Raw genomic sequence first — 20532 nt, forward strand, 5'->3', positions numbered from 1 at the left:
GAAGTAGTATGCCGGATCAAACCGAAATTTGCAGCATGATCATCGATACACTAAAAAGTTTGTTCAGAAGGGACCTGAATAAATTGCGGCAGGAATTAGAATTATACCGGCACGAAGAAAATATCTGGAAGAAAGATAAACAGATTGCAAATGCAGCGGGTAATCTCTGCCTGCACCTTGTCGGCAACCTGAATACCTATATCGGTAAGGAGATCGGTGCTACGGATTACATTCGGAACCGGGACCTCGAATTTTCACAGAAAATGATTCCCCGCGAGGATTTACTGCGAATGATCGACGATACGATCCACGTGGTGGACGTTTCCCTTGAAAAACTTTATGGCACCGACCTTGAACGCGATTATCCCATCGTAGTATTTGACCGGATCACCTCCATGCATTATATGCTCGTACACCTGGCCACACATTTAGCGTACCATCTCGGGCAAGTCAATTATCACCGGCGGCTGCTGGATGAGACACAGGATCCCGGGTAATTATGGCGCTGAGGGTGCGCCGTTCTTATCTATAAACAGCGCCTTCCCGATCATAATGGAATTTTCTACCCGCCTCTGCCATCTGATTTTGCCCATTTTGCTGTCGAAAGCATAAAAGAGCCGTTCGCCGCCACTTCCCGCATAGACCACGCCGTTGGCAGCAATGGGGCTGCCGCCATTTCCAAATACCTGGTGTGACCATATTTCATGCCCGTCTGCTATGGATAATGCATGTATTTTAAGATCATCTCCGTTTACAAATACATTGTTTCCGTCCAACGCTATATCGGAAGAAAAGCCGGTATTCGGCAAGGCAGTCCATTGCAATAATCCTGTACCAGCGTCCACTGCATACAGGGCTCCGGCCTGCGAAGAATCCCAGGTATTATACCAGCCCGCAATGAGGATATTGTTGCCGGCTTTTACAGGTCCGCAATCTTCTAGGGAAATGCCACCGAAATCCGTTTTCCACTTCAGACTGCCGTCTGAGACATTGACTGCATAAAGAAATCCATCACGGGAACCCACATATACCACGTCATTGTCCAGGTAAGGATGACTGCCATTGATCATTGCCATGGTGGCAAATTTCCACTGCAAGCTTCCCGTAGCGGTATCCAGCGCGTAGAGGAAGCCATCAGAACTGCCGAAGATGACCCTGTCCTGGTAAATGACCGGACGGGTACTGACATTGCCCCAGGTTGGATATTGCCACCTGATTTCCCCGGTTGTGGCATCAAGGGCATTAAGAAAGTCATCATTGGTGCCCACATAAACAGTATTTCGGTTAATGCAGGGTGGTGATTCGATTCCGGTTCCCGAAAGAAAAGTTTTGAATAAGACAGTGCCTTTCATGGCATCAAATGCATACAGGTAGCCGTCTATACCACCGGCATACAAAATGCCTTTTGAAACCGCTGGCGTTGAATACGCGAAAGATTGTGTGCCGGCATAGGTCCACACCGGGGCTCCATCTGCCGCATTCCAGGCATGCAGCATATTGTCGCTGCCTCCGAAATACAACATTGCTGATGGGTATACGGCACTTACCACCACTACGTATTCGCGGCTCTTTCCGCTTTCTGCCCTGATGGTAAAGGACACAGGTTCATGATAATCCGTGATGGTGGAAGGTTCCGGAGAAATTGAAATGCCGTTGTGATTGATGGTAGAAACAAGTCGTTCGAGGTCGGCATTGTAAGGGAGGCTTACAATGATAGTATCCTTTCCGATTTTTACTGTCACCTTTTCGAAAGCAAAGGTTTGTCCGGTCAGCGATTTGAATTGAATGGCAGTAATAAGTAGTTCGGGATCGGGAATTTCAGGCACCTCCGGGTCAGTGATCACTTCGGTGGATTTGGTGCAACCGGTGAATAGTAAGGTAAGGCAGAAAATGGCTGCAACAGCCAGGTAATTTCTCATGGGCTAAGGTTTGTACGAAGATAGGGGAATGGCATTTCTCGGGGATTGAATAAATTGCGGCCTAAACGCGATTTTGATGTTTAAAAGGCTATGTTCCGCAGGGTTGTTGCTGTTGTTGTTTACAGGTTTACTATCGTCGGCGCAACCCGGGAGGTATACGCAATGGGTGAATCCCTATATCGGCACAGAGGGCCACGGGCATGTATTTCTTGGTGCCAGTATTCCTTTCGGAGCAATGCAACTCGGGCCCTCCAATATCATGCGTTCCTGGGATGCACTGGGTGGGTGGGACTGGTGCAGCGGATACAATTATATCAGTGAAGAGGTCCTGGGTTTTACCCATACCCACCTGAGCGGCACCGGAATCGGTGATCTGAATGATATTCTGTTATTGCCGGCGAACGGACCGGTGAAAGTGAAACCGGGCGCATTTGAAAACCTGGAAACAGGATATGGATCACACTTCACCCGCGCAAATGAACAGGTTCGCCCCGGTTACTACAGCGTTCACCTCGACCGTTATGATGTAGATGCAGAACTTACTACTACGGCACGGGTAGGATTGCACCACTATCACTTCAATAAAACAGATAATGCCCATATCCTGGTAGATCTCGCTTTCGGCATGGGATGGGACGGACCCACAGACACCTATATGCACCAGGTGAATGACTCCACGTTTGAAGGATATCGCTTTTCTACCGGATGGGCGAAAGACCAGAAAATATTTTTCGCCATCACTACCTCACGACCGGTTCAAAGGGTACTTTTCTTTAATGATTCTATCCCTGCACAGGGCCAATCGGCGAAAGGCAAAAAAATAAAGGCAGCGCTATACGTCGATGCTTTCAAACAGCCGGATATACTGGTGAAAGTGGGTATCTCACCAACCAGCTCCACCAATGCACTGAACAATATCCGTGCGGAGATGCCAGGATGGGATTTCAAAGAGGTGGCGAAACAGGCCGATGCATTATGGAACAATGAACTGGGAAAAATTCAATTTGACGCGGATACAACGACCAAAACAGTTTTCTACACTTCGCTGTACCATACGATGATCTCGCCGGCTTTGTTCGACGATGCAGCAGACGCGCTCTCCGGTCACAGCAACTACAGCATATTTTCTCTTTGGGATACCTACCGGGCCTGGAATCCGCTGGCTACCCTGATCCATAGCGACCGGGTGAATGATTTTGTCCGCTCCTTTCTGAAGATCTACCAGCAACAGGGCAAACTTCCCGTCTGGCATCTGAACGGAAATGAGACCAATACCATGATCGGTTACTCCGCAGTGCCCATTATGGCGGATGCCTATCTGAAAGGCTACCGTGATTACGATACAAAGCTGGCATACGCAGCAATGAAGCAGTCTGCAATGCAAAAAACAGATGGACTGCAATATGTGCAGCAACTGCAATTCATTCCAGCTGATAGTGTAAAGGAATCGGTGGCCAAGGCGCTCGAATATGCCATCGATGACTGGTCGCTGGCCCAGGTTGCGAAAGCCATGGGAAAAGATGAAGACTACCGTTACTTCATGAAAAGAGCTGCGTTGTACAAAAACTATTTTGATGCCGGCACCGGGCATATGCGGGGACGGCTTTCAGCAGATTCCTGGCGTTATCCCTTCAATCCTTACCAGGCAGCCCACCGGCAGAATGATTTCTGCGAAGGAAATGCCTGGCAATATACCTGGCTCGTTCCGCATGACGTGAAGGGATTGATACAGCTTTTCGGCGGTGAAAAGCCCTTTGTGCAGAAACTTGATTCCCTGTTTGCTGCGCCGTCCTCCATGTTAACAGACGCCTCTCCCGATATAACGGGACTGATCGGTCAGTACGCACAGGGAAACGAACCCAACCACCATATCGCTTACCTGTATGCCTATGCAGGGCAACCTGAAAAGACGGCAGCACTGATCCGGAGGATCACCAGGGAGTTTTACACCAACCAACCGGATGGCATTTGCGGCAATGAAGACGCCGGGCAAATGAGTGCCTGGTATGTGCTGTCAGCAATGGGATTCTATTCGGTGAACCCTGCATCCGGCGTTTACGTATTCGGAAGTCCCCTGATGAATAGGGCTGTAGTGACCCTCCAGGGTAACAAACAGTTCACCATAGAAGTAAAAAACCAGGGCCCGGAAACCCTCTATATCCAGCGCATGTGGCTGAACGGTAAACCCTATACGAAAAGTTATATTCACCACGAAGACCTCGTGCGAGGCGGAAAGCTGGAGATTGAAATGGGCAAAACGCCATCTGCTACCTGGGGAAAAGCGCCTGGCGACCGGCCATAAGGTATCGCCAGGAATGGTCCACTGATGTTTCAGTTTTCCTGGAAAAATCAAAACTATCCGGCGCAGCTATGGTCCGGATCCGATAACCGCCGGAAGGATGTACTCCGTCATCATGCGATCTGCCTGCGGATGCGCATAGGGTTGACCGTAAGCTGTTGCAGTAATTACTACCACCAACTCCGGGTCCTTAAAAACAAAAACCTTGTTGCCGCCATTTCCGGTACAATACCAGGCTTCCATAGCCCTTTCCTTCACGGAATAAGTTTTGTTCCAGAAGAGATAACCGTAATACTCGTTCGTTCTTCCCGGGATCGGCAACTGATGGGTAAAGCTTTCCTTCACCCAGTGTTCCGGCAGCACCTGCCTGCCGTTCCAGCGACCGCGGTTGACATAGAGTTGCCCGTATTTTGCCAGATCAAGTGACCGCAGCCGGATTCCGCCAGCAGTATTGGGTGCCTGCTGAGGGGTAAACTGCCATTGATAGTGGGTGATGCCCAGCGGCCTGAACAGGTTTTTATCAGCATAACTTTCCAGTCCGCCGGGGATCAGTTGATGGAGAAGACTTCCCTGCAACATCACACCGGCTGTGAAATAGTGCCATTGCCCGGTGTACTTGACCGTGTCCATAGGCAGGTCAAGTGTGAACTTTACCCAATCGTCAGTGGGATACATGTTCTCTTCATTGCCGGGTGAATGCATATCATCATCATTGCCATCAAAACGGGATGACATGGTCAGCAGTTCCCTCACGGTTACGGCTGCTTTTGCCGCTGAATAATGAGCAAATTGTTGCAACGCATACTTGCTGCCGAGTCTAGTCGTAACGCTCTCCAGGTAGTGGTCACGTATGGCCATTCCGGTTAATGTGGAAGCAAAAGATTTTCCGACCGACCGCGTATCATTCAGGCTGTCGCGCCCGTTGCCATTAAAATATTCTTCGACCAGGATCTTTCCCTTTTTCAGCACCACTATACTCGTTACGTGCCGGAAAACGCCGGCATCGATCCAGGCTTTAAGTTGTTTGATCCTGTTCCTGTCAAAAGCATCCGACGAAACCGCCAGTCCATTGTACGGCTTTACCGGCGTCAGTGATATGGTCGCCAGGTCAATTTTTGGTTGGCGGTTGACGTCCAATACAACACTGCCCTCCGCGATAATATCACCAACGATCAGCTGACCCCTGTTGACATAGGGCCGTAATACCAGCCGCAACGTGTGCCTGCCTTCTGTCAAAGCACTATCACCACCATTGTACATAAAGCGGTTCCAGGCAGACTGGCTCCACCAGGTGCCCTCATGTTGGTTGTCAATGAGTGGTTTTGTCCATAGTGTATCCCGCTGCTGCTGTTGCGGTCTTGGCGCGCCAGGCCACAATTCCGTGTGATAAATAAGGCGGCCGTCTATATAGAAGTTGAACTGGTAATTGCCCACTGCAGACAACGAATCAACACTTAATTGCGGCGCCATTTGTTGCAGGTACCATGACAATGGTTTTTGTAAAGAAACAGTGAGGAACAGGTTTGTACGCGGTTGCAGCGTGATGCCTGATAATTCATTCGTAGAATGCCCTGTACCCGTAAGCGGGGCGACAGTGTCAAAAACAATCCTGCCGGGCTGACCTTGCACGCCGGTAACTATTGAAAAAAGCAGCAGGACAAAAAAGTACGGTTTCAGAAATTGGTACATGCCGTAAAGGTAGGTGCGTCAAAATCTCCAAAATAGAACTGTATTAACATCATCGCAACAACCGGCGATAGGCGAGTGGTGTCATTCCCTGTGATTTCCGGAAAGCCCGGATAAAATGACTCTGGTCTGCAAATCCGCATTCAGCTGCTATTGCTGCCAGGTTGTGCCGGTCATCAGATAACAAGCGCATCGCTTGATGCAACTTCATCGCCTGCAGCACATCCGACAAACGATGACCGAAATACGACGGAAATGCGCGGGACAAATGTACCGGATGTACCGCTGTTGCGGCTGCCAGTTCGTTCAGCCGCCAATGCCGACTTTCCGGCTCATCAAACAGCAGCTGTTCCAGGTGCAGTACCCATCGCGGGAAATCGCTGCCCTTCACTACAGGCGTTCTGCCCAAATCGGCAAACAGGTCCACCAGCAGGCTGTCTAAGACGGCAGGCTGGTCCGCATATTGCCTGAAGGCGGCGAAGAGCCGGTAAAACAATAACCGGTGATGAGGATGAATGAGCTTGTGGCTGCCTTCCAGCAGGTTTTCAGGGAGATCAAATTGCCGAAACCAGCCGGGCCTCAGTTCAAGATGAAATCCCCGTGTAAATCCTGCTGGTTTGATATTGAAATGCGGTTCCTGCCAGTGATGAAACAAAAGGTCGCCTGCGCCACAATGATAGGTTTCCTTTTTATTCCCTTCCAGTACTTTCCCTTCGAGAATAAATGTGAAATAGGCATTTTCGTGATAATGCCAGTCAACTTTCGGTTCTGTATACTCGGTGTCCGTCAGCGTCATTTCCTGCAACCGCAACGTTTTGCTGGTAACGCCATAAAACTGACCTGTTTTCCTGAAGTGCATATTCCTGGTTTGATTCAGCTGGCGGATTACACGGATAATTACCGCAGCTGCAATGTCAGTTCTTTCTTGTGGGAAAGTGCAAAATCAATTGCTGTTTTGATAAAGTCATTCAACGAAATATTTTTGGTTGCTGCAAATACTGCAGCGTCTTTGTGCAACTCAGCCGGAACCCTCACGTTAAATGTGCCCTTGTACGTTTTGTCAGGTTCTTTTCCCAGTTCTTCGCAGAGTTCCAGGTAATCGTCTACCGCTTCGTGAAAAGCCTTTTTCAGCTCCCTTACAGAGCTGCCTTCGAAGCTGATCAGGTCGGCAGTGGTGAGTACCTTGCCCACAAATACATCATCTTCTGCACTGAAATGTACTGTGGCGAGATAGTTCTTGTATGTCAGAAATTCACTCATCTTGTAGGTAGTTTCTTTTTTGGAGAAATTCAATCAACTGATCCAGTACATACCGTTTAATGATATTCCCCGGGTGAGGCTCATGTAAACTGATAACCTCCAGGTTTTTGTTCACAAATTTTCTTCTTGAGCCACCCGTTTTTCCATTTTTCTTTTCCGAAAAACCGAACATGGCGAGTACTCCAATTAACTCCTCCCATGTAAAATCCTTTGGTTTCGACAACAAACGCTGCAGTAGCTTTTCCTTTATGACATCCTTTGACCGTTTTATGCTCCCAACCACAAAACGGCTAAACTAAATACAAGCTATTTCGCTGACCAGCGTTTTATCACTGTTTATATTTGCAACTAAATTTCAGTTGCAAACTTATATTCCTTCCCTTAATTTTCCAATTTTTTACAGGGAATTTTCTTCCGCTTATGCAAATATTTTATGACAGGTATCCGAAAGAAAATTAATGAGGAGTGCTGATTCTGTTCCGGAATATTCCAAATAGGCTGTACATTCGGCGATCCCCTTTTAAATCATCAGCAGCATTGGAACCGGGCAGCAGTCAGAAATTGTACGGCCTTGACCACCTCAGGGCCCTGGCCATCTTATTGGTCTTTTTTTTCCATTATTTCATCCTCAGCGGGGGACAACCAACGTGGTTACCCGATTTCGCCAGCTTCATGTGGACGGGTGTTGACCTGTTCTTCGTACTGAGCGGTTTTCTGATCGCCTCCCAACTTTTCGCCCAGGTCAAATCCGGTGAAATCATCTCGTTCCGGGTGTTTTTCGGGAAGCGGTTTTTCAGGATCATTCCTCTTTTCCTGGTTACGGTTATGTTCTATTTCGCCTTTCCCTTTTTCCGCGAACGGGATAGCCTTCCGCCGCTCTGGAAATTCCTCACGTTTACCCAGAACTTCGGCCTCAACCTGAAAACTGGTGGCGCTTTCTCGCATTGCTGGTCGCTCTGTGTGGAAGAGCATTTTTACCTGCTGCTGCCACTGGTGCTTCTACTTCTTCAGGTGACTGGCAGCTTCAGAAAAGGAAAATGGCTGTTGCTGATCCTCTTCCTGCTCGGATTGGTGTTCCGCATTTTCAGCTTTACCCGGTTGTACCAGCCATTGTCTGATGGCCCGCTCAGCGGCATCTACTGGTACAAGTATATCTATTACCCCACCTATAACCGTCTCGACGGATTGCTTGCCGGTGTATCCCTTGCCGCACTTTATCGCTTTCTGCCGGACACCTGGAACCGGATAGCACAATATGGCAACCTGTTGCTGCTGCCGGGTATCGCCTTGTTAACAGGCGCCTACTTCCTATGCGAAAAACAGTTTTCATTTGCTGCATCGGTGTTAGGCTATCCGCTGATCGCTGCGGGTTATGTCTGTCTCGTTGCTGCCGCCGTCAGCCCGGCTGGTTTCCTGTACAGATCCCGCTCACGTTTTACCGAACGCATTGCGACTTTGTCCTACGCGCTCTACCTGACCCACAAGGGCGTGGTCCACATGATGCACAATTTGCTGGCCGACTTTAACATCAATCCCAACCTGATGTTCGTGATCGCGCTGATCGCCAGTATTGGATTTGCCTGGATCCTGCACCTGCTGGTGGAGAAGCCTATGATGAAACTGCGTGACCGGTTTATTGTTCCTGCAGCTGCGGAACAGCTCCTGCCGATACCAACTGTTCATAAAAATTCATAGGTGTCGCAGCGATCCCGGCCAGCTCCTGGCAGTTCAGCTCCTGCTAAATCTCGGGCAATCATGTTTAAAGCTGAACCTTCCGAATCCCTTCTTTCTATTTCCTTTTGATGGTTGGGCAGAGCGGCCTGGCGTAATAGTGAATTTCCTGTTGGGAAACACTCTGGATACTATTTTATGGCAGAGTTACAATGTACTTGATTTTCAACGTTTTATTGAGATTTCGGAAGTTGTTTGGCCTGTGATCAATGCTTTCCATATGCTACCTTAATTTTCCCATAGTACTCCCATTATTCTCCCATCATCCTCCGTTGTTTACGGAAGAAAATGGGAGTATAAAGGGAGAAAAAAAGGAGAACAGTGGGGGAATTGAACAGTGACTGAACAAAATTTGAGTTATATTTAAGAAAAAAAAATATGGCAGTTGATCGTGACCGTTCAAGCATTATCGCCACTTTCTCAGGGAAGGTGGGCAACATGTTACTAAAGCGTTATGCAGACAAAATCGTGATAAGCAAAATTCCCAATATGGATGACAGGGTATTAAGCGAGAAGCAATTGAAATCGAATGAATTAATGTATGAAGCGATTCAATTTGCAAAGGGTGCTATTGATGACCCGATTCGTAAAATGCTGCTGGCGCACAAGTTCAAAATACCTGTTGGTAAAGTTTACCACAGAATGGTAAAGGAGTATATGTTGTGTAAAGGAGATGACGCCCATCTTCAGCAACTCGTCGAATTGCCAGAGGTGCCGGGTTATAACCAGCAACAATAAATAAGCCTCATCGCACAGGGCGATGAGGCTGAAAATTATTCAGGATCTTTTTTCTTCTCTGCGCCTTTGCCCCTCTGCAAGCTTAGCGGGAAATAATAAGGCGCGTATTACCTGCTGAAGCTTTAGCGTAAGTACGCAGCGCCCAACCTTACTGAAACCAGGCCGGCGAGATAACTTTGCGCGAGCCAAAAGGCGCCTGCGCCTCCAGCTCCAGCGTATACCCGCCGCCACCTTCAATGAACTTCAGTTCAAACTGATGGGCGCCACTTTTCAACGCCGCCTGTCCGCTCTTTTCCTTCGCGGAGTGCAAGCCATCGTTATCCACCACCATTTGTCCATCGATCAGCAATACAGCGCCATCATCTGCTTTCAGGAAAAAGGTATACACGCCATCTGCAGGAACTGTGATGAGCCCCTTGTACCGCAAGCCAAATACATCCGATCCTGAAGTGCGTGATTTGTCCACTTCAAGATTAGTCTGAGACCAGCTGGATGCAGCAGTCTGCGCATCGAGGTCCGCCGTCGATTTGAATGTTCCGGGATAATAGGAGACGGTCAGTCCTGATGTGGTAGCGCCAGAGAATGCCGGCAACAGCGCCTGCTGTTTGAAACGTACATTATAAACATCTCCACGAAGATCACCTTTGAAGGCGGCCAGCTTGAACAGGGTAGAGGCAGTGACGCTGATGGGTTTATCCACTATGGGTGAACTTTTCGTCGGAGCCTGGCCGTCTGTGGTGTACCGCAGTACAAGTCCGGCAGCGGGTGATGATGGATAAAATCTCGCCTTGTCCACAAACACATTTTCTTCCACGAGTCCTTCTATGTCCGGAAGTCTGTATTTCGTTTTCAGTGTATCCAGCCGGGTGTAGTGTGCATCGAGCCTTTCCAGGAATCCATCATAGTCGTTCTGGCGGTTGGTCCACAACACTTCAGGCAGGGCGAGCATGCGTGGCAGGGTCATGTATTCCAGCCGGTTTTCTGTAGGGATCCACTCGCTCCAGATATTCGCCTGTGCACCGATGATGTTGGCCGCCTCGGCTTCCGTCAGTCCCTTTGGAATGGGATTGAAGCGATAGACATTTCTCACGGCGTACTGGTCTGGCGCGGCATCAAAGTATAAAGGATTGCCTGGTGTCATGATCACCTTGTTGCCATTTTTGGCTGCTTCCACAGGGGCTTTGGGAACCCAGCTGCGCCAGTACATGACGTTGGCTGTGGAACTTACACCGCCTTCAAGAATCTCATCCCATCCGATCAGTTTTTTACCGTTCGCATTGAAGAACTTTTCCATACGGTGTACAAAATAACTTTGCAATTCTTCTACTGATTTCAGTCCTTCTTTTTCCATCAGTTCCTTACAGTCAGTATAGTTCTTCCAGCTGGATTTGTTCACTTCGTCCGCGCCAAGGTGTACATATTCGTAAGGGAAGATGTCGAAGATTTCTTTAAAGATATTTTCAGCAAATTCGAAGGTGGTTTCCTTGCAGGGACAAATGGGAACGGTGAAAGGTCCGCCTTTCCAGCCGCCTTCCGTGCAGGCGAGGAAAGGATATTGCTGGATGGCAGCATCCATATGACCGGGCATATCTATCTCGGGCACAATATCGATGTGGCGGGCTTTGGCATATTTCACCAGCGCGCGCAACTGATCCTGGGTATAGAAACCACCATACTCCGTAACACCGTCGGTAGTGCGGATGAAACGTTTGTCAAGCTCCATGTCAGGATTGTCCGTTTCTTTCGCGAGCCGCATACAGACCGTGTCCTGGTTGTTTAGCACGCGCCAGGCGCTTTTTTCTGTGAGCAACGGATATTTTTTGATCTCGACGCGCCAGCCCTGATCATCGGTGAGGTGCAGGTGCAGTTTGTTGAATTTGTATAATGCGAGTCGGTCGATGAATTTTTTCAGGTAGTCGATGGTGAAGAAATGACGGGATACATCCACGTGCATACCACGGTAAGCATAAACCGGAAAGTCACGGATCAGGACGGCAGGTAGTGAAACAAGTTTCAGCGCGTTCTTTCCTTCAATTGCCGGAGGTGCCAGCTGCCTGATGGTTTGAACAGCGCGAAATGCCCCGGAAGGTTGTTTTGCCCTGACCAGGATGCGCTCATTGCTGATGTCCAGCGAATACCCCTCATCCTGTGTAATGGTACTATCGGCCATAAACTGGATATAACCTTTGGCCGGCGCTTTCGGTAATTTTTTCAAGGCTATTCCCGCCTGGCGGAAAAGGGATGCCAGCTGGTCCGCTTCTCCCGTGAAGACCTTGTCTTTTACTACCAGGGCCGTCTGGGCAGTAACGGTGAAATTGCCACTGCGTTCCTGCAGTTCCTGCGGATAGGGGATCAGGGGGTAACGGGGATTCGATTGTGCAAGAAGGCTGCTGTTTACCAACAGCTGCGCCGCCAGCAGCATCAGGGCCAGAAGAGAAAGACGTTTCATCATTAAAATTGAGGGTCTAAGATAGGTTGACGGGGTGGCATTAGCCTTATTCGGGCTTATCTTTAACTGATAAAATTTGAACTATGAAGCGAATGAGCTTTTTACTGACGTTTATCTGGATGGCCTTTGTTGCTTTTGCGCAGGACAATAAATTCGATGTTGTTACTAAAATCAATGGAGACGAACTGACGGGTACGGTGCAGGAGATTTCACAGGACGTCATCAAATTCGTGTATAAGAATGAAAAACTGGTATATACTTTTAAAAAATCTGAGATTTTCAAGATAAAATATGCGAGCGGACGGTCTGAGGTGTTTACAACACCGGGTCAGTCCGCACCTGCCCAGCCTGCCGGCCAGCAGGCGCCGGTTGCCGCGCCGGCAGGAACGCCACTGCCAACGTCCACTCCGGAAGAACGACACAGCAAAGTAGGTGTATTACCCTTCACTTACCTGAAAGACAGCCGCAGCAGCGGAGAAGACATGGAATATAAAGTGCAGCGCGATGTATACAATTACCTGGTGGGCCATGCGCCAATGTATAAAATCGTGGATCCCCGCACGATCAATGCCACTTTGCTGAAAGCGGGCATTACCAATGACAAGCTGCGTGCGTTTACCATGCAGGAGCTGTGTGAGATCCTCGGCGTTGAATTTGTGGTGAGTGGTACAGTTGATCAGAAAACCGGAACAGCTACCACCTATTCTTCTGACACCTACAATCAGAAGAACAAAGATGATAAATCTTCCGGCAGTGCAAGTTCAACAACGACCTCTTCGCAAAAGATTGAAACGAACGTTACTGTTGCCATCTTCAACGATAAAAATGACAACGTCTATAACAAGACCCATCAGCAATTCCTGGGGAGTACGGATGGCTCTTACCTGAGCACTATAGAATACATCATGAAACGTTCTCCGCTTTACCAGAAATAGTCAACAGCCCCTTTTTTCTTTCCCCGCAGGTGCGGAATCCGGCTTTTTCCAGTGTTTTGCGGGATGCTGTATTGTCCGGATTACAGCGTGCTGCCGGGACGCGTCCATGCAGGTAGACCTGCCGTTTTATTTCCTGGATCAGGTAACTGCCATATCCCTTCCGCCGGTGTGCTTCAGGAACTTCCATATAGAGGTCGCCATAGGGAAAATTATAGTTGAAAAGCACCCCGCCGGTCGCCACAATCAGGCCTTCATGCAGTAATTCGAACTTCCACTCGTCACTCCGGTCACCGGCTTCCTGCGGCAGCCTGTTGCAGGTTAACCCTGTGTCAGGGAGGTCGGTGGATCTGTGATCTTCAAACAGAATGGCTTCTGTAACGGCATCGGGGACATAGTTTATTGCCAGGGGGTGGAGCAGGGGATCGTTCGTTTGCCATTCAATATGGGTGGCTGCAGTGGCGCGAATAAACAGCGGGAAATACAGGGGGGCTAGTTCCCGGTAGGTATTGATCAGGTAGAACTCGAAGATAGCATCCCGGTCCTCCCGGCGGTCCTGTCCCCATACAGCGCCATACCCGATGATCGTTTTCCCGAGCCAGCAGGCATATTCATCGGCCCAGCCGTAGTCGTGGCATTTGTTGAACACGAACTGCATATTGGCTTCATGCAGAAATAACTGCCGGAAACGGAGGATTTCGGAAAGGCTCGTTTTTTTTACCGCTTTGACCATGGCAGACCCGGTTTATCTTCAATTTCCCTAATTTGCCCCATGTCCGGAAAAAAATTGCTGCCATTTCCTGCCTTGCCGACTTTTGTAGTTACCGCTATAGCCTCCTGTTGCTCCACCGGACTGATGGCGCAACAATTGAATGATTCCGCTTTACGAAAGGAAGATCCGATCACGATTACAACTTCCCATGGAAGAAAGCCTTTCGTGCTGGGACAGGTACGTGAATTCTATTCAACCATACTGGGGGAGAAACGGAACCTGAATATCTACCTTCCTGAAGGCTATGGGCAAAATGACAGCACCCGCTTCCCGGTAATTTACCTGCTGGATGGATCGGCGGATGAAGATTTCATACATGTGGCCGGACTGGTACAGTACTTTAATTTTCCGTGGATCAACCAGTTACCGCCCTGTATCCTGGTGGGTATCTGCAATGTGGATCGCCAGCGCGATTTCACCAGTACGCCAACTTACCAGGAGGAGAAGGAAAAATTCCCGCATGCGGGTGGCTCTGCTGCCTTCATTGAATTCCTGGAAAAAGAGCTGAAACCATTTGTGCAGGAATCATACAAGACAACTTCACAGGCGACATTGATCGGTCAGTCGCTGGGCGGATTGCTGGCAACGGAAATTCTGTTGAAGCAACCGCACCTGTTTAATCGATTCATCATTATCAGTCCGAGTTTATGGTGGAACAACAGGGCATTGTTGCAACACGAATTCACAACGGAGCAACAAGAAACCTTAACGACAAGACAAGTATACATCGCAGTCGGAAACGAAGGACCCGGGGTGATGTTTGGCAACACAAAGATGGAGACTGATGCGAAGAATCTTTTGCAGAAAATCAAGCGCGCTGCACCGCAGAATAAAAATTTTACACTAGATTACTTTCCTGATGAAACCCACGCCACCATTGGCCATCCTGCAGTCTTCAAGGGTTTCCGCTATTTGCAGTCGAGACATTAAAATTGTCTTGTGCTTATAAAATAGCAAGATTTCTAAACTCATTTTTACCTCCGGATGCAGCACTAATCCCGTAGATAATATCTTATCGTGTAGAGAAAAGAAAATACCTATGCCGGCAAGAAGTATGTTTTCGGCGGGCGTATCCATTGATGGAATCGATGTACTCGAAAATTTGCTGAACATCAAATCACTTTTCACCTCCGATTTGTTCAGCATCAGCGATTTCAGCTACTACTATAACAATGGATTGATTAGTAAACAGGGATTTAATACCGAGTTCAGTTTTTGCCTGACCCGGAGCGGGGAGTTTTTTCTCCGTTCTGACGGGCGCGATTATGAAACCTTCAATGGAAGGGTGTTGGTGGAGAAGCCGGGGTCTGTTTATCATTTCTGCCACCAGGGCAATGGGGCGGGCAATTTCACCGTGTTCCGCTTTAACCAGCATATTTATGATCTCGCGAAGGCGAGCATGATGCAGCAATGCGATTTTTTACAGGATCATCGTTTACGTACTGCCGTGATGGTGACGAATCCGGAGATCGATTATCTCCATCATGCGATCAGGCAAACCCTGTCTCATGATAAGTATTCAAAATCAGAAATCACCGGCATGACAATTGAGTTGATGAAACTTGTCATGAAGGCAATGACATCACCGCGCGCAATGCCGGTGATACCGCCGAGTAACAAACAACTTCACCTCGCAACCATTGAAAGAGCGAAGGAATACCTGCTTGATAATTTCACTAAGAGCATATCGCTGGTGGACTTATCTAGATATTGTTATGTAAGCACTTTTCACTTCAGCAGGTTATTCAAACTCTTCACGAATTACGCGCCCCATCAGTATTTGCAGCGGATACGGCTCAAGCATGCAGAGACGCTGATACGTACCACACGGTTACCTATAACCGATATTTGCTTCAAGAGCGGATTTAGCAGATTGGACTATTTTTCTGCAGCATTTACCAAAGAATTTTCCGTTTCCCCAACGAAATATCAAACGGCTACAGTTGAACCTCAACCTTAGCAAGATATCTAAACTGAATTGTTAAGAACCATCCTAATTTGATTTAATAGTTAATTAAACTGTTGCGTACATGAGAAAAATACTATGCCTGTTATTGGTATTGCTATCTACCATAACATACGGCCAGAAAAAAACTATCACCGGAAAAGTTACAGATGAGAAAGGAGATGCCGTTCCTTTCGCTTCGATAAAGGTCAAGGGAACCCGTTCGGGCATCTCTGCTGACGAAAACGGCAATTTCAAGATCAGTGTTGCCGGTACCGAAACATTGCAGATCAGTTCTTCCGGGTTTACGCAGAAAGAAGTTTCTGCGGCCGGACTGAATGACGGCTTTACCGTTACCCTGGCACCATCCGGCAATGAATTGACTGCAGTTGTGGTGACTACTGCATTGGGTATTAAACGTCAGTCGAAGGAGCTGGGTTACGCCGCTACTTCGCTTTCCAATAAAACCCTTACCCAGGGTAAATCCGTTAACGTGCAGCAGGCGCTGAACGGAAAGGTTTCCGGGGTTTCCATTGCTACTGTCAACAGCGGGGTGTTCGAGAATTCAAAGATCAATATTCGTGGTATCCGCTCACTGACCGGTAACAACCAGCCGATGCTGGTGGTGGACGGCGCACCAACCCCGCTTAGCTTTCTTTCTTCCATTCCGCCAGACGATGTGCAGGACCTTACCGTGCTGAAGAGTTCCGCTTCTGCGGCAATCTATGGTCCGGATGCCGTTAATGGTGTGATTGTGGTGACTACAAAAAAAGGTGCATCGAAAAAGATCAGTGTAACAGTGAGCTCTACGTTGCAGGCATCCAGAGTTGCCTACTTCCCCAAAATGCAGCGGGAATTCGGGGCAGGTGCCGGTGAAGTAGTTGATCAGTATGGCAACTACGGTTATGTGCCTTACGAAAACCAACAGTACGGTCCGAGGTTCGACGGATCGATGCAGCCGATTGGTAAGGAACTTGAGGATGGTGACATCCAGATGGGTCCTTATAATGATGGGCGGTATAAAGACAAGGTGAAATTCTGGAATACCGGTCTTACCTGGCAGAACTCCATCAGCCTGGCAGGAGAAGATTATTATGTCAGTATCCAGGATGCAAAAGTGAAAGGACTGATGCCGGATGATGAGAACCGTCGTACCAGTTTCCGTTTTAATGGCGGAAAGAAGTATGGCAAGCTTTCTGTAAACTATGGTTTAAACTATGTGCTGCAGAACTACGATGTGGTAAACGAAACCGGTCTTTCCACACTGTTTCCCTCTTCCTACAACGGCAGTATTTTCTTCCTGGTGATGCAGACGCCGAGCAACGTTCCGCTCACGGAGTATGAAGACTGGAAAAATTCAAAATATGCACAGTACTCTAATTATTATAATGAATTTGCCGTGAACCCGTATTGGGTGATCGGGAATATCCGGCAGAAAGGTACACAGCATGATCTCATTGGTAACCTTGATGTTGGTTACCAGATCATGCCATGGTTGCGTGCGAATGCAAGAGTGAGTACCAACCTGACTTTCCTTGACTTTAAAAATACCACGGCGCCGGTGGTGGTATCCGACTTTGCACATGCTACCCGTAGCGCCAACCAGTATACCAGCCAGGCAGGAAATATGCTGACAGGCAACAGCAACACCTCCAGGATCAACCTCGATTACTGGCTCAACGGTGAGACTTCCATTATTAAGGATCTTGGCGTGAAATACCTGGTAGGAGGAATGGTTCGTCAGACCAAGACCAATGATGTTTCTGTTGGCGGTAACAACCTGGTTGTACCTTACCTCTATAATGTGTCCGTGAGAAGTGGCGATGCGAATGTGCCCTTGTATCCAAACAACGCCTCTACCGAATACCGCCAGTTATCGGTATATGGAAGTGTGGGCTTCAGCTGGCGCGACTGGGCCTTCCTGGAACTCACCGGACGGAATGACTGGGACAGTCGCCTGCTGGCTGAAAACAGGTCCTTTTTCTATCCTGGAGCCAATGCCGCCGTGGTATTGACAGATGCGATCCCGGCTCTGAAGAATGGTAACCTGCTCTCTTATGCAAAGGCCAGGGCTTCCATTTCCAAATCCGGTAACGTTAACCTGAATGTTTATTCCCTGTCAGCCACCTATTCACAACCTTTGGGTTTTCCATTTGGCGACAATGCAGGTTTTACAGCTAACCAGACTATTCCAAGTCCGGATCTGAAACCGGAATTTATTGTTACCAAGGAAATCGGAATTGAGCTGGGCTTCCTGAAAAACAGGATCAATTTTGAAGCTACCTATTTCCATCAGAATAGTGACAACCAGATCCTGCAGGTATCTCAGTCTTCCACCACTGGTTATACCATTGGCCTCGCGAATGCCGCGAGCTTTAAGAATTACGGGATAGAAATGGACCTCGGTCTGACACCGCTGGTGAATGTGGGCCGTGGCAAAATCGACCTTAGGATCAACGCCACTTACAACGACAACAAGGTGACCAGCACGCTGGGAAATATTCCGGTAGTGATTGGTGGTAACAATGGCTTTATCCAGAACTCCACCAGTTCACCGACAGCCAACAATATTGCCGTTGTGGGCAAACCGGCATTTGCTTTCCAGCTGACCGATTATATGCGTGATTCGCTGGGTCGCGTGATTGTGGATGCCAATACAGGTTATCCTTCCATTGCGCCCGAGCTGGTGGTTAAAGGAAGGTCACTGCCGCTTTGGGTAATCGGTATCACACCGTCATTTACCCTGGGTAATTTCTCCGTCAGCATGACCTGGGATTATAAAGCTGGTCACTATTTCTATGCTGGTATGGGCAGTGATATGGATTTCGCAGGTATTTCAGAGCGCAGTGCAAAATATGGCCGTCAGCGTTTTGTATTCCCGAATTCCGTTTACTACGATGGATCAAAATATGTTGAGAATACCAACATCCAGGTGCAGGACGGTAACTACGGTTTCTGGACCGGTGCTTCGACCAACTCACAGATTGCGACCAACTATTTTGCCAGTGCAGCAGCATGGCGCCTGCGGGAGCTGAACATCTCCTATAACCTGCCGTTCAAGTGGATTGGACCTACACAGGTGATCAAGCGCTTTACCGTGAGTGCGATTGGCAAGAACCTGTTGTTGATCGTGCCGGAATCCAACCAGTGGGGTGATCCGGAATTCAACTATTCTGCCACCAATAACACATTTGGTATCAGTAGTTCCTTCCAGTCACCGGCTGCGCGCTTTTTTGGCGGTGGTATCTCCTTAACATTTTAATCAAGTCTAAAGCTGCATACATGAAATACCTGAAAATAATAACGGCGTTGATCCTCATCGGGTCCATTGCAGGAACCGGATGTAAGAAGAGTTGGCTTGACGTAAACGATGACCCTAACCGGGTAACTGATGAAAATATCACTCCCGACCTGCTGTTCATACAGTCTGCCACAGCAGCGGGTGCCCGTCAGGCTTCCAATAATTTCCGATTTGTTGAGCACTGGATGGGGTATTGGTCACCTCCCGGAGATTTTGCCATTGAGCAGGATGAAACTTCCTATAATATTGATTTCTCCTTTGGAGATGCCTTGTGGCAGAATCATTATGGGGTTTTGTTTGACCTGAAGCTCGCGAAAGACAAGGCACTCGCTACCGGTGATTCCTGCCTGGCAGGCGCCGCGATGATCCTTTCAGCCAAGCTCTTCCAGGAGCTCGTGGATATTTATGGAAATATTCCTTATTCACAGGCCTTCAACAACGATCAATACCGTCAGCCGGTATATGACAATGCTGCGGAAATTTATGCATCCCTGCAGGAACGCCTGGACTCTGCCATCATCTATATGTCAGTCGATGCTCCCAAGAGCTCTTTTGAAACTACAGATGTGATCAATCATGGAGACCAGGTGTTATGGATCAAGTTTGCCAATACGCTCAAACTGCGAATGCTGATCCGTCAGTCTGAAACACCGGGCTTTGATCCTTCGGGAGAGATCGATAAGATTGTGAACTATTTTGGTACGCTGCAGGAAGGCGAGAATATCATGGTGAATCCGGGATATGTGAATGACAACAACAAGCAGTCTCCATTTTATGCCAACTATGGCAATACACCGGCTGGTGTTGATGCGGCAACTTCCACACGCGCAAATGCTTATTATGTGAACCTGCTCAGCAGCACCGGAGATCCCAGGTTGTCAAGGATCTTCAGGCCTACCTCGGGAACTTTCGTCGGTGCTGTCTACGGGGCATCAACAGGAAATCCTTTCGGAACTGCCAGTTCACGGCTCGGGCCCGGACTCGCCGGCAGTGCGTCACAGGATGCCTGGATTTACCCGGCATTTGAAGCAATGTTTCTGGAAGCAGAAGCCACAGCCCGCGGATGGATCGACGGAGATGCGCAGGAAATATATGAAAGGGCTGTTACCGAGTCTTTTGTTTTCCTGAACAAAGACAATGAAGATGGTGATCCGGAAGCTGAAGCCGCAGATTATTTGTCCAGTGTGGACATTGCCAAATGGTCAAATGCCGGAAGCTCCGTTGAATCCCAGGCGAAATTCATTACTTACCAGAAATACATAGCCCTGGGAGGTGTTGATCCACTGGAAGCCTGGAGTGACCTTCGCCGCCTGAATATGATACCGGACAAGGGATATATATCAGCGAATCCATCGCGGTTGTCCAACAGTCTGCCGGTCCGTTTGCTGTATCCGCAAAGTGAGTATACCACCAATGCAGATAACGTAAATGCGCAGGGAACCATTAACCAGTTCACGTCAAAACTCTTCTGGCAACCATAAAGGTGCCCACTCAAAAACA

16 protein-coding genes are annotated in these 20532 nt (G+C 48.5%); 9 read left to right on the forward strand and 7 right to left on the reverse strand.

Annotated elements, in window-relative coordinates; genetic code table 11:
• Positions 1–35 precede the first annotated feature (35 nt).
• Positions 36–497 carry a DUF1572 family protein gene (locus FPE01S_RS12235; protein ID WP_046369262.1) on the forward strand — a complete coding sequence of 154 codons (462 nt, stop codon included), beginning with the start codon at positions 36–38 and terminating at the stop codon, positions 495–497.
• Here the strand turns inward: FPE01S_RS12235 and FPE01S_RS24895 are convergent, their stop codons facing one another.
• The gene (locus FPE01S_RS24895; protein ID WP_052955738.1) at positions 498–1919 is read right to left on the reverse strand and encodes an outer membrane protein assembly factor BamB family protein; all 1422 of its coding nucleotides are present in this window, start codon (positions 1917–1919) and stop codon (positions 498–500) included.
• 76 nt (positions 1920–1995) lie between these two features.
• Between FPE01S_RS24895 and FPE01S_RS12245 the strand changes: the two genes are divergently transcribed.
• Positions 1996–4221, forward strand: a complete 2226-nt coding sequence (locus FPE01S_RS12245; protein ID WP_046369263.1) for a GH92 family glycosyl hydrolase — start codon at positions 1996–1998, stop codon at positions 4219–4221.
• A 66-nt stretch (positions 4222–4287) separates the two neighbouring features.
• On the opposite strand, the gene FPE01S_RS24900 is transcribed toward FPE01S_RS12245, so the two are convergent.
• Genes FPE01S_RS24900 through FPE01S_RS26445 form a run of 4 tightly spaced genes read right to left on the reverse strand, consistent with a single transcriptional unit; the run spans position 4288 to position 7447 of the window.
• On the reverse strand, positions 4288–5907 hold the full coding sequence (locus FPE01S_RS24900) for a serine hydrolase domain-containing protein (protein WP_052955739.1): 1620 nt from the start codon (positions 5905–5907) through the stop codon (positions 4288–4290).
• A 49-nt stretch (positions 5908–5956) separates the two neighbouring features.
• Positions 5957–6763: a helix-turn-helix transcriptional regulator gene (locus tag FPE01S_RS12255; protein WP_046369264.1), complete on the reverse strand. Its 807-nt coding sequence runs from the start codon at positions 6761–6763 to the stop codon at positions 5957–5959.
• 38 nt (positions 6764–6801) lie between these two features.
• Positions 6802–7164: a type II toxin-antitoxin system HicB family antitoxin gene (locus FPE01S_RS12260; protein ID WP_046369265.1), complete on the reverse strand. Its 363-nt coding sequence runs from the start codon at positions 7162–7164 to the stop codon at positions 6802–6804.
• The gene (locus FPE01S_RS26445; RefSeq protein ID WP_369403728.1) at positions 7157–7447 is read right to left on the reverse strand and encodes a type II toxin-antitoxin system HicA family toxin; all 291 of its coding nucleotides are present in this window, start codon (positions 7445–7447) and stop codon (positions 7157–7159) included. Before FPE01S_RS26445 ends, FPE01S_RS12260 begins: the two co-directional genes overlap by 8 nt.
• A gap of 254 nt (positions 7448–7701) precedes the next feature.
• On the opposite strand from FPE01S_RS26445, the gene FPE01S_RS12270 reads away from it, so the two are divergent.
• Complete coding sequence (locus tag FPE01S_RS12270; protein WP_046369861.1) at positions 7702–8859, forward strand: acyltransferase family protein; 1158 nt, start codon at positions 7702–7704, stop codon at positions 8857–8859.
• 414 nt (positions 8860–9273) lie between these two features.
• On the forward strand, positions 9274–9633 hold the full coding sequence (locus tag FPE01S_RS12275; protein ID WP_046369266.1) for a hypothetical protein: 360 nt from the start codon (positions 9274–9276) through the stop codon (positions 9631–9633).
• 148 nt (positions 9634–9781) lie between these two features.
• Here the strand turns inward: FPE01S_RS12275 and FPE01S_RS12280 are convergent, their stop codons facing one another.
• Positions 9782–12082, reverse strand: coding sequence for a family 20 glycosylhydrolase (locus tag FPE01S_RS12280; RefSeq protein WP_245623993.1), 2301 nt, complete (start codon positions 12080–12082; stop codon positions 9782–9784).
• A gap of 83 nt (positions 12083–12165) precedes the next feature.
• Here FPE01S_RS12280 and FPE01S_RS12285 point away from each other — a divergent pair, with 83 nt between their 5' ends.
• Complete coding sequence (locus FPE01S_RS12285; protein ID WP_046369268.1) at positions 12166–13017, forward strand: hypothetical protein; 852 nt, start codon at positions 12166–12168, stop codon at positions 13015–13017.
• On the opposite strand, the gene FPE01S_RS12290 is transcribed toward FPE01S_RS12285, so the two are convergent.
• Positions 12986–13747, reverse strand: coding sequence for a GNAT family N-acetyltransferase (locus FPE01S_RS12290; RefSeq protein WP_046369269.1), 762 nt, complete (start codon positions 13745–13747; stop codon positions 12986–12988). The genes FPE01S_RS12285 and FPE01S_RS12290 overlap by 32 nt on opposite strands.
• Positions 13748–13786: 39 nt before the next feature.
• Here FPE01S_RS12290 and FPE01S_RS12295 point away from each other — a divergent pair, with 39 nt between their 5' ends.
• The 4 genes from FPE01S_RS12295 to FPE01S_RS12310 all read left to right on the forward strand — a co-directional run bounded on the left by FPE01S_RS12295 (position 13787) and on the right by FPE01S_RS12310 (position 20513).
• Positions 13787–14716 carry an alpha/beta hydrolase gene (locus FPE01S_RS12295; protein WP_217998209.1) on the forward strand — a complete coding sequence of 310 codons (930 nt, stop codon included), beginning with the start codon at positions 13787–13789 and terminating at the stop codon, positions 14714–14716.
• Between the two features lie 109 nt (positions 14717–14825).
• Positions 14826–15746 (forward strand): helix-turn-helix domain-containing protein, encoded by a 921-nt coding sequence (locus tag FPE01S_RS12300; protein ID WP_046369270.1) that lies wholly within the window; start codon positions 14826–14828, stop codon positions 15744–15746.
• 70 nt (positions 15747–15816) lie between these two features.
• Positions 15817–18993, forward strand: coding sequence for a SusC/RagA family TonB-linked outer membrane protein (locus FPE01S_RS12305; RefSeq protein ID WP_046369271.1), 3177 nt, complete (start codon positions 15817–15819; stop codon positions 18991–18993).
• A 20-nt stretch (positions 18994–19013) separates the two neighbouring features.
• A complete protein-coding gene (locus FPE01S_RS12310) occupies positions 19014–20513 on the forward strand; it encodes a SusD/RagB family nutrient-binding outer membrane lipoprotein (RefSeq protein ID WP_046369272.1) in 1500 nt (499 codons plus the stop codon).
• Positions 20514–20532: the final 19 nt, after the last annotated feature.

The organism is Flavihumibacter petaseus NBRC 106054, from assembly GCF_000974785.1.
Lineage (GTDB): Bacteria > Bacteroidota > Bacteroidia > Chitinophagales > Chitinophagaceae > Flavihumibacter > Flavihumibacter petaseus.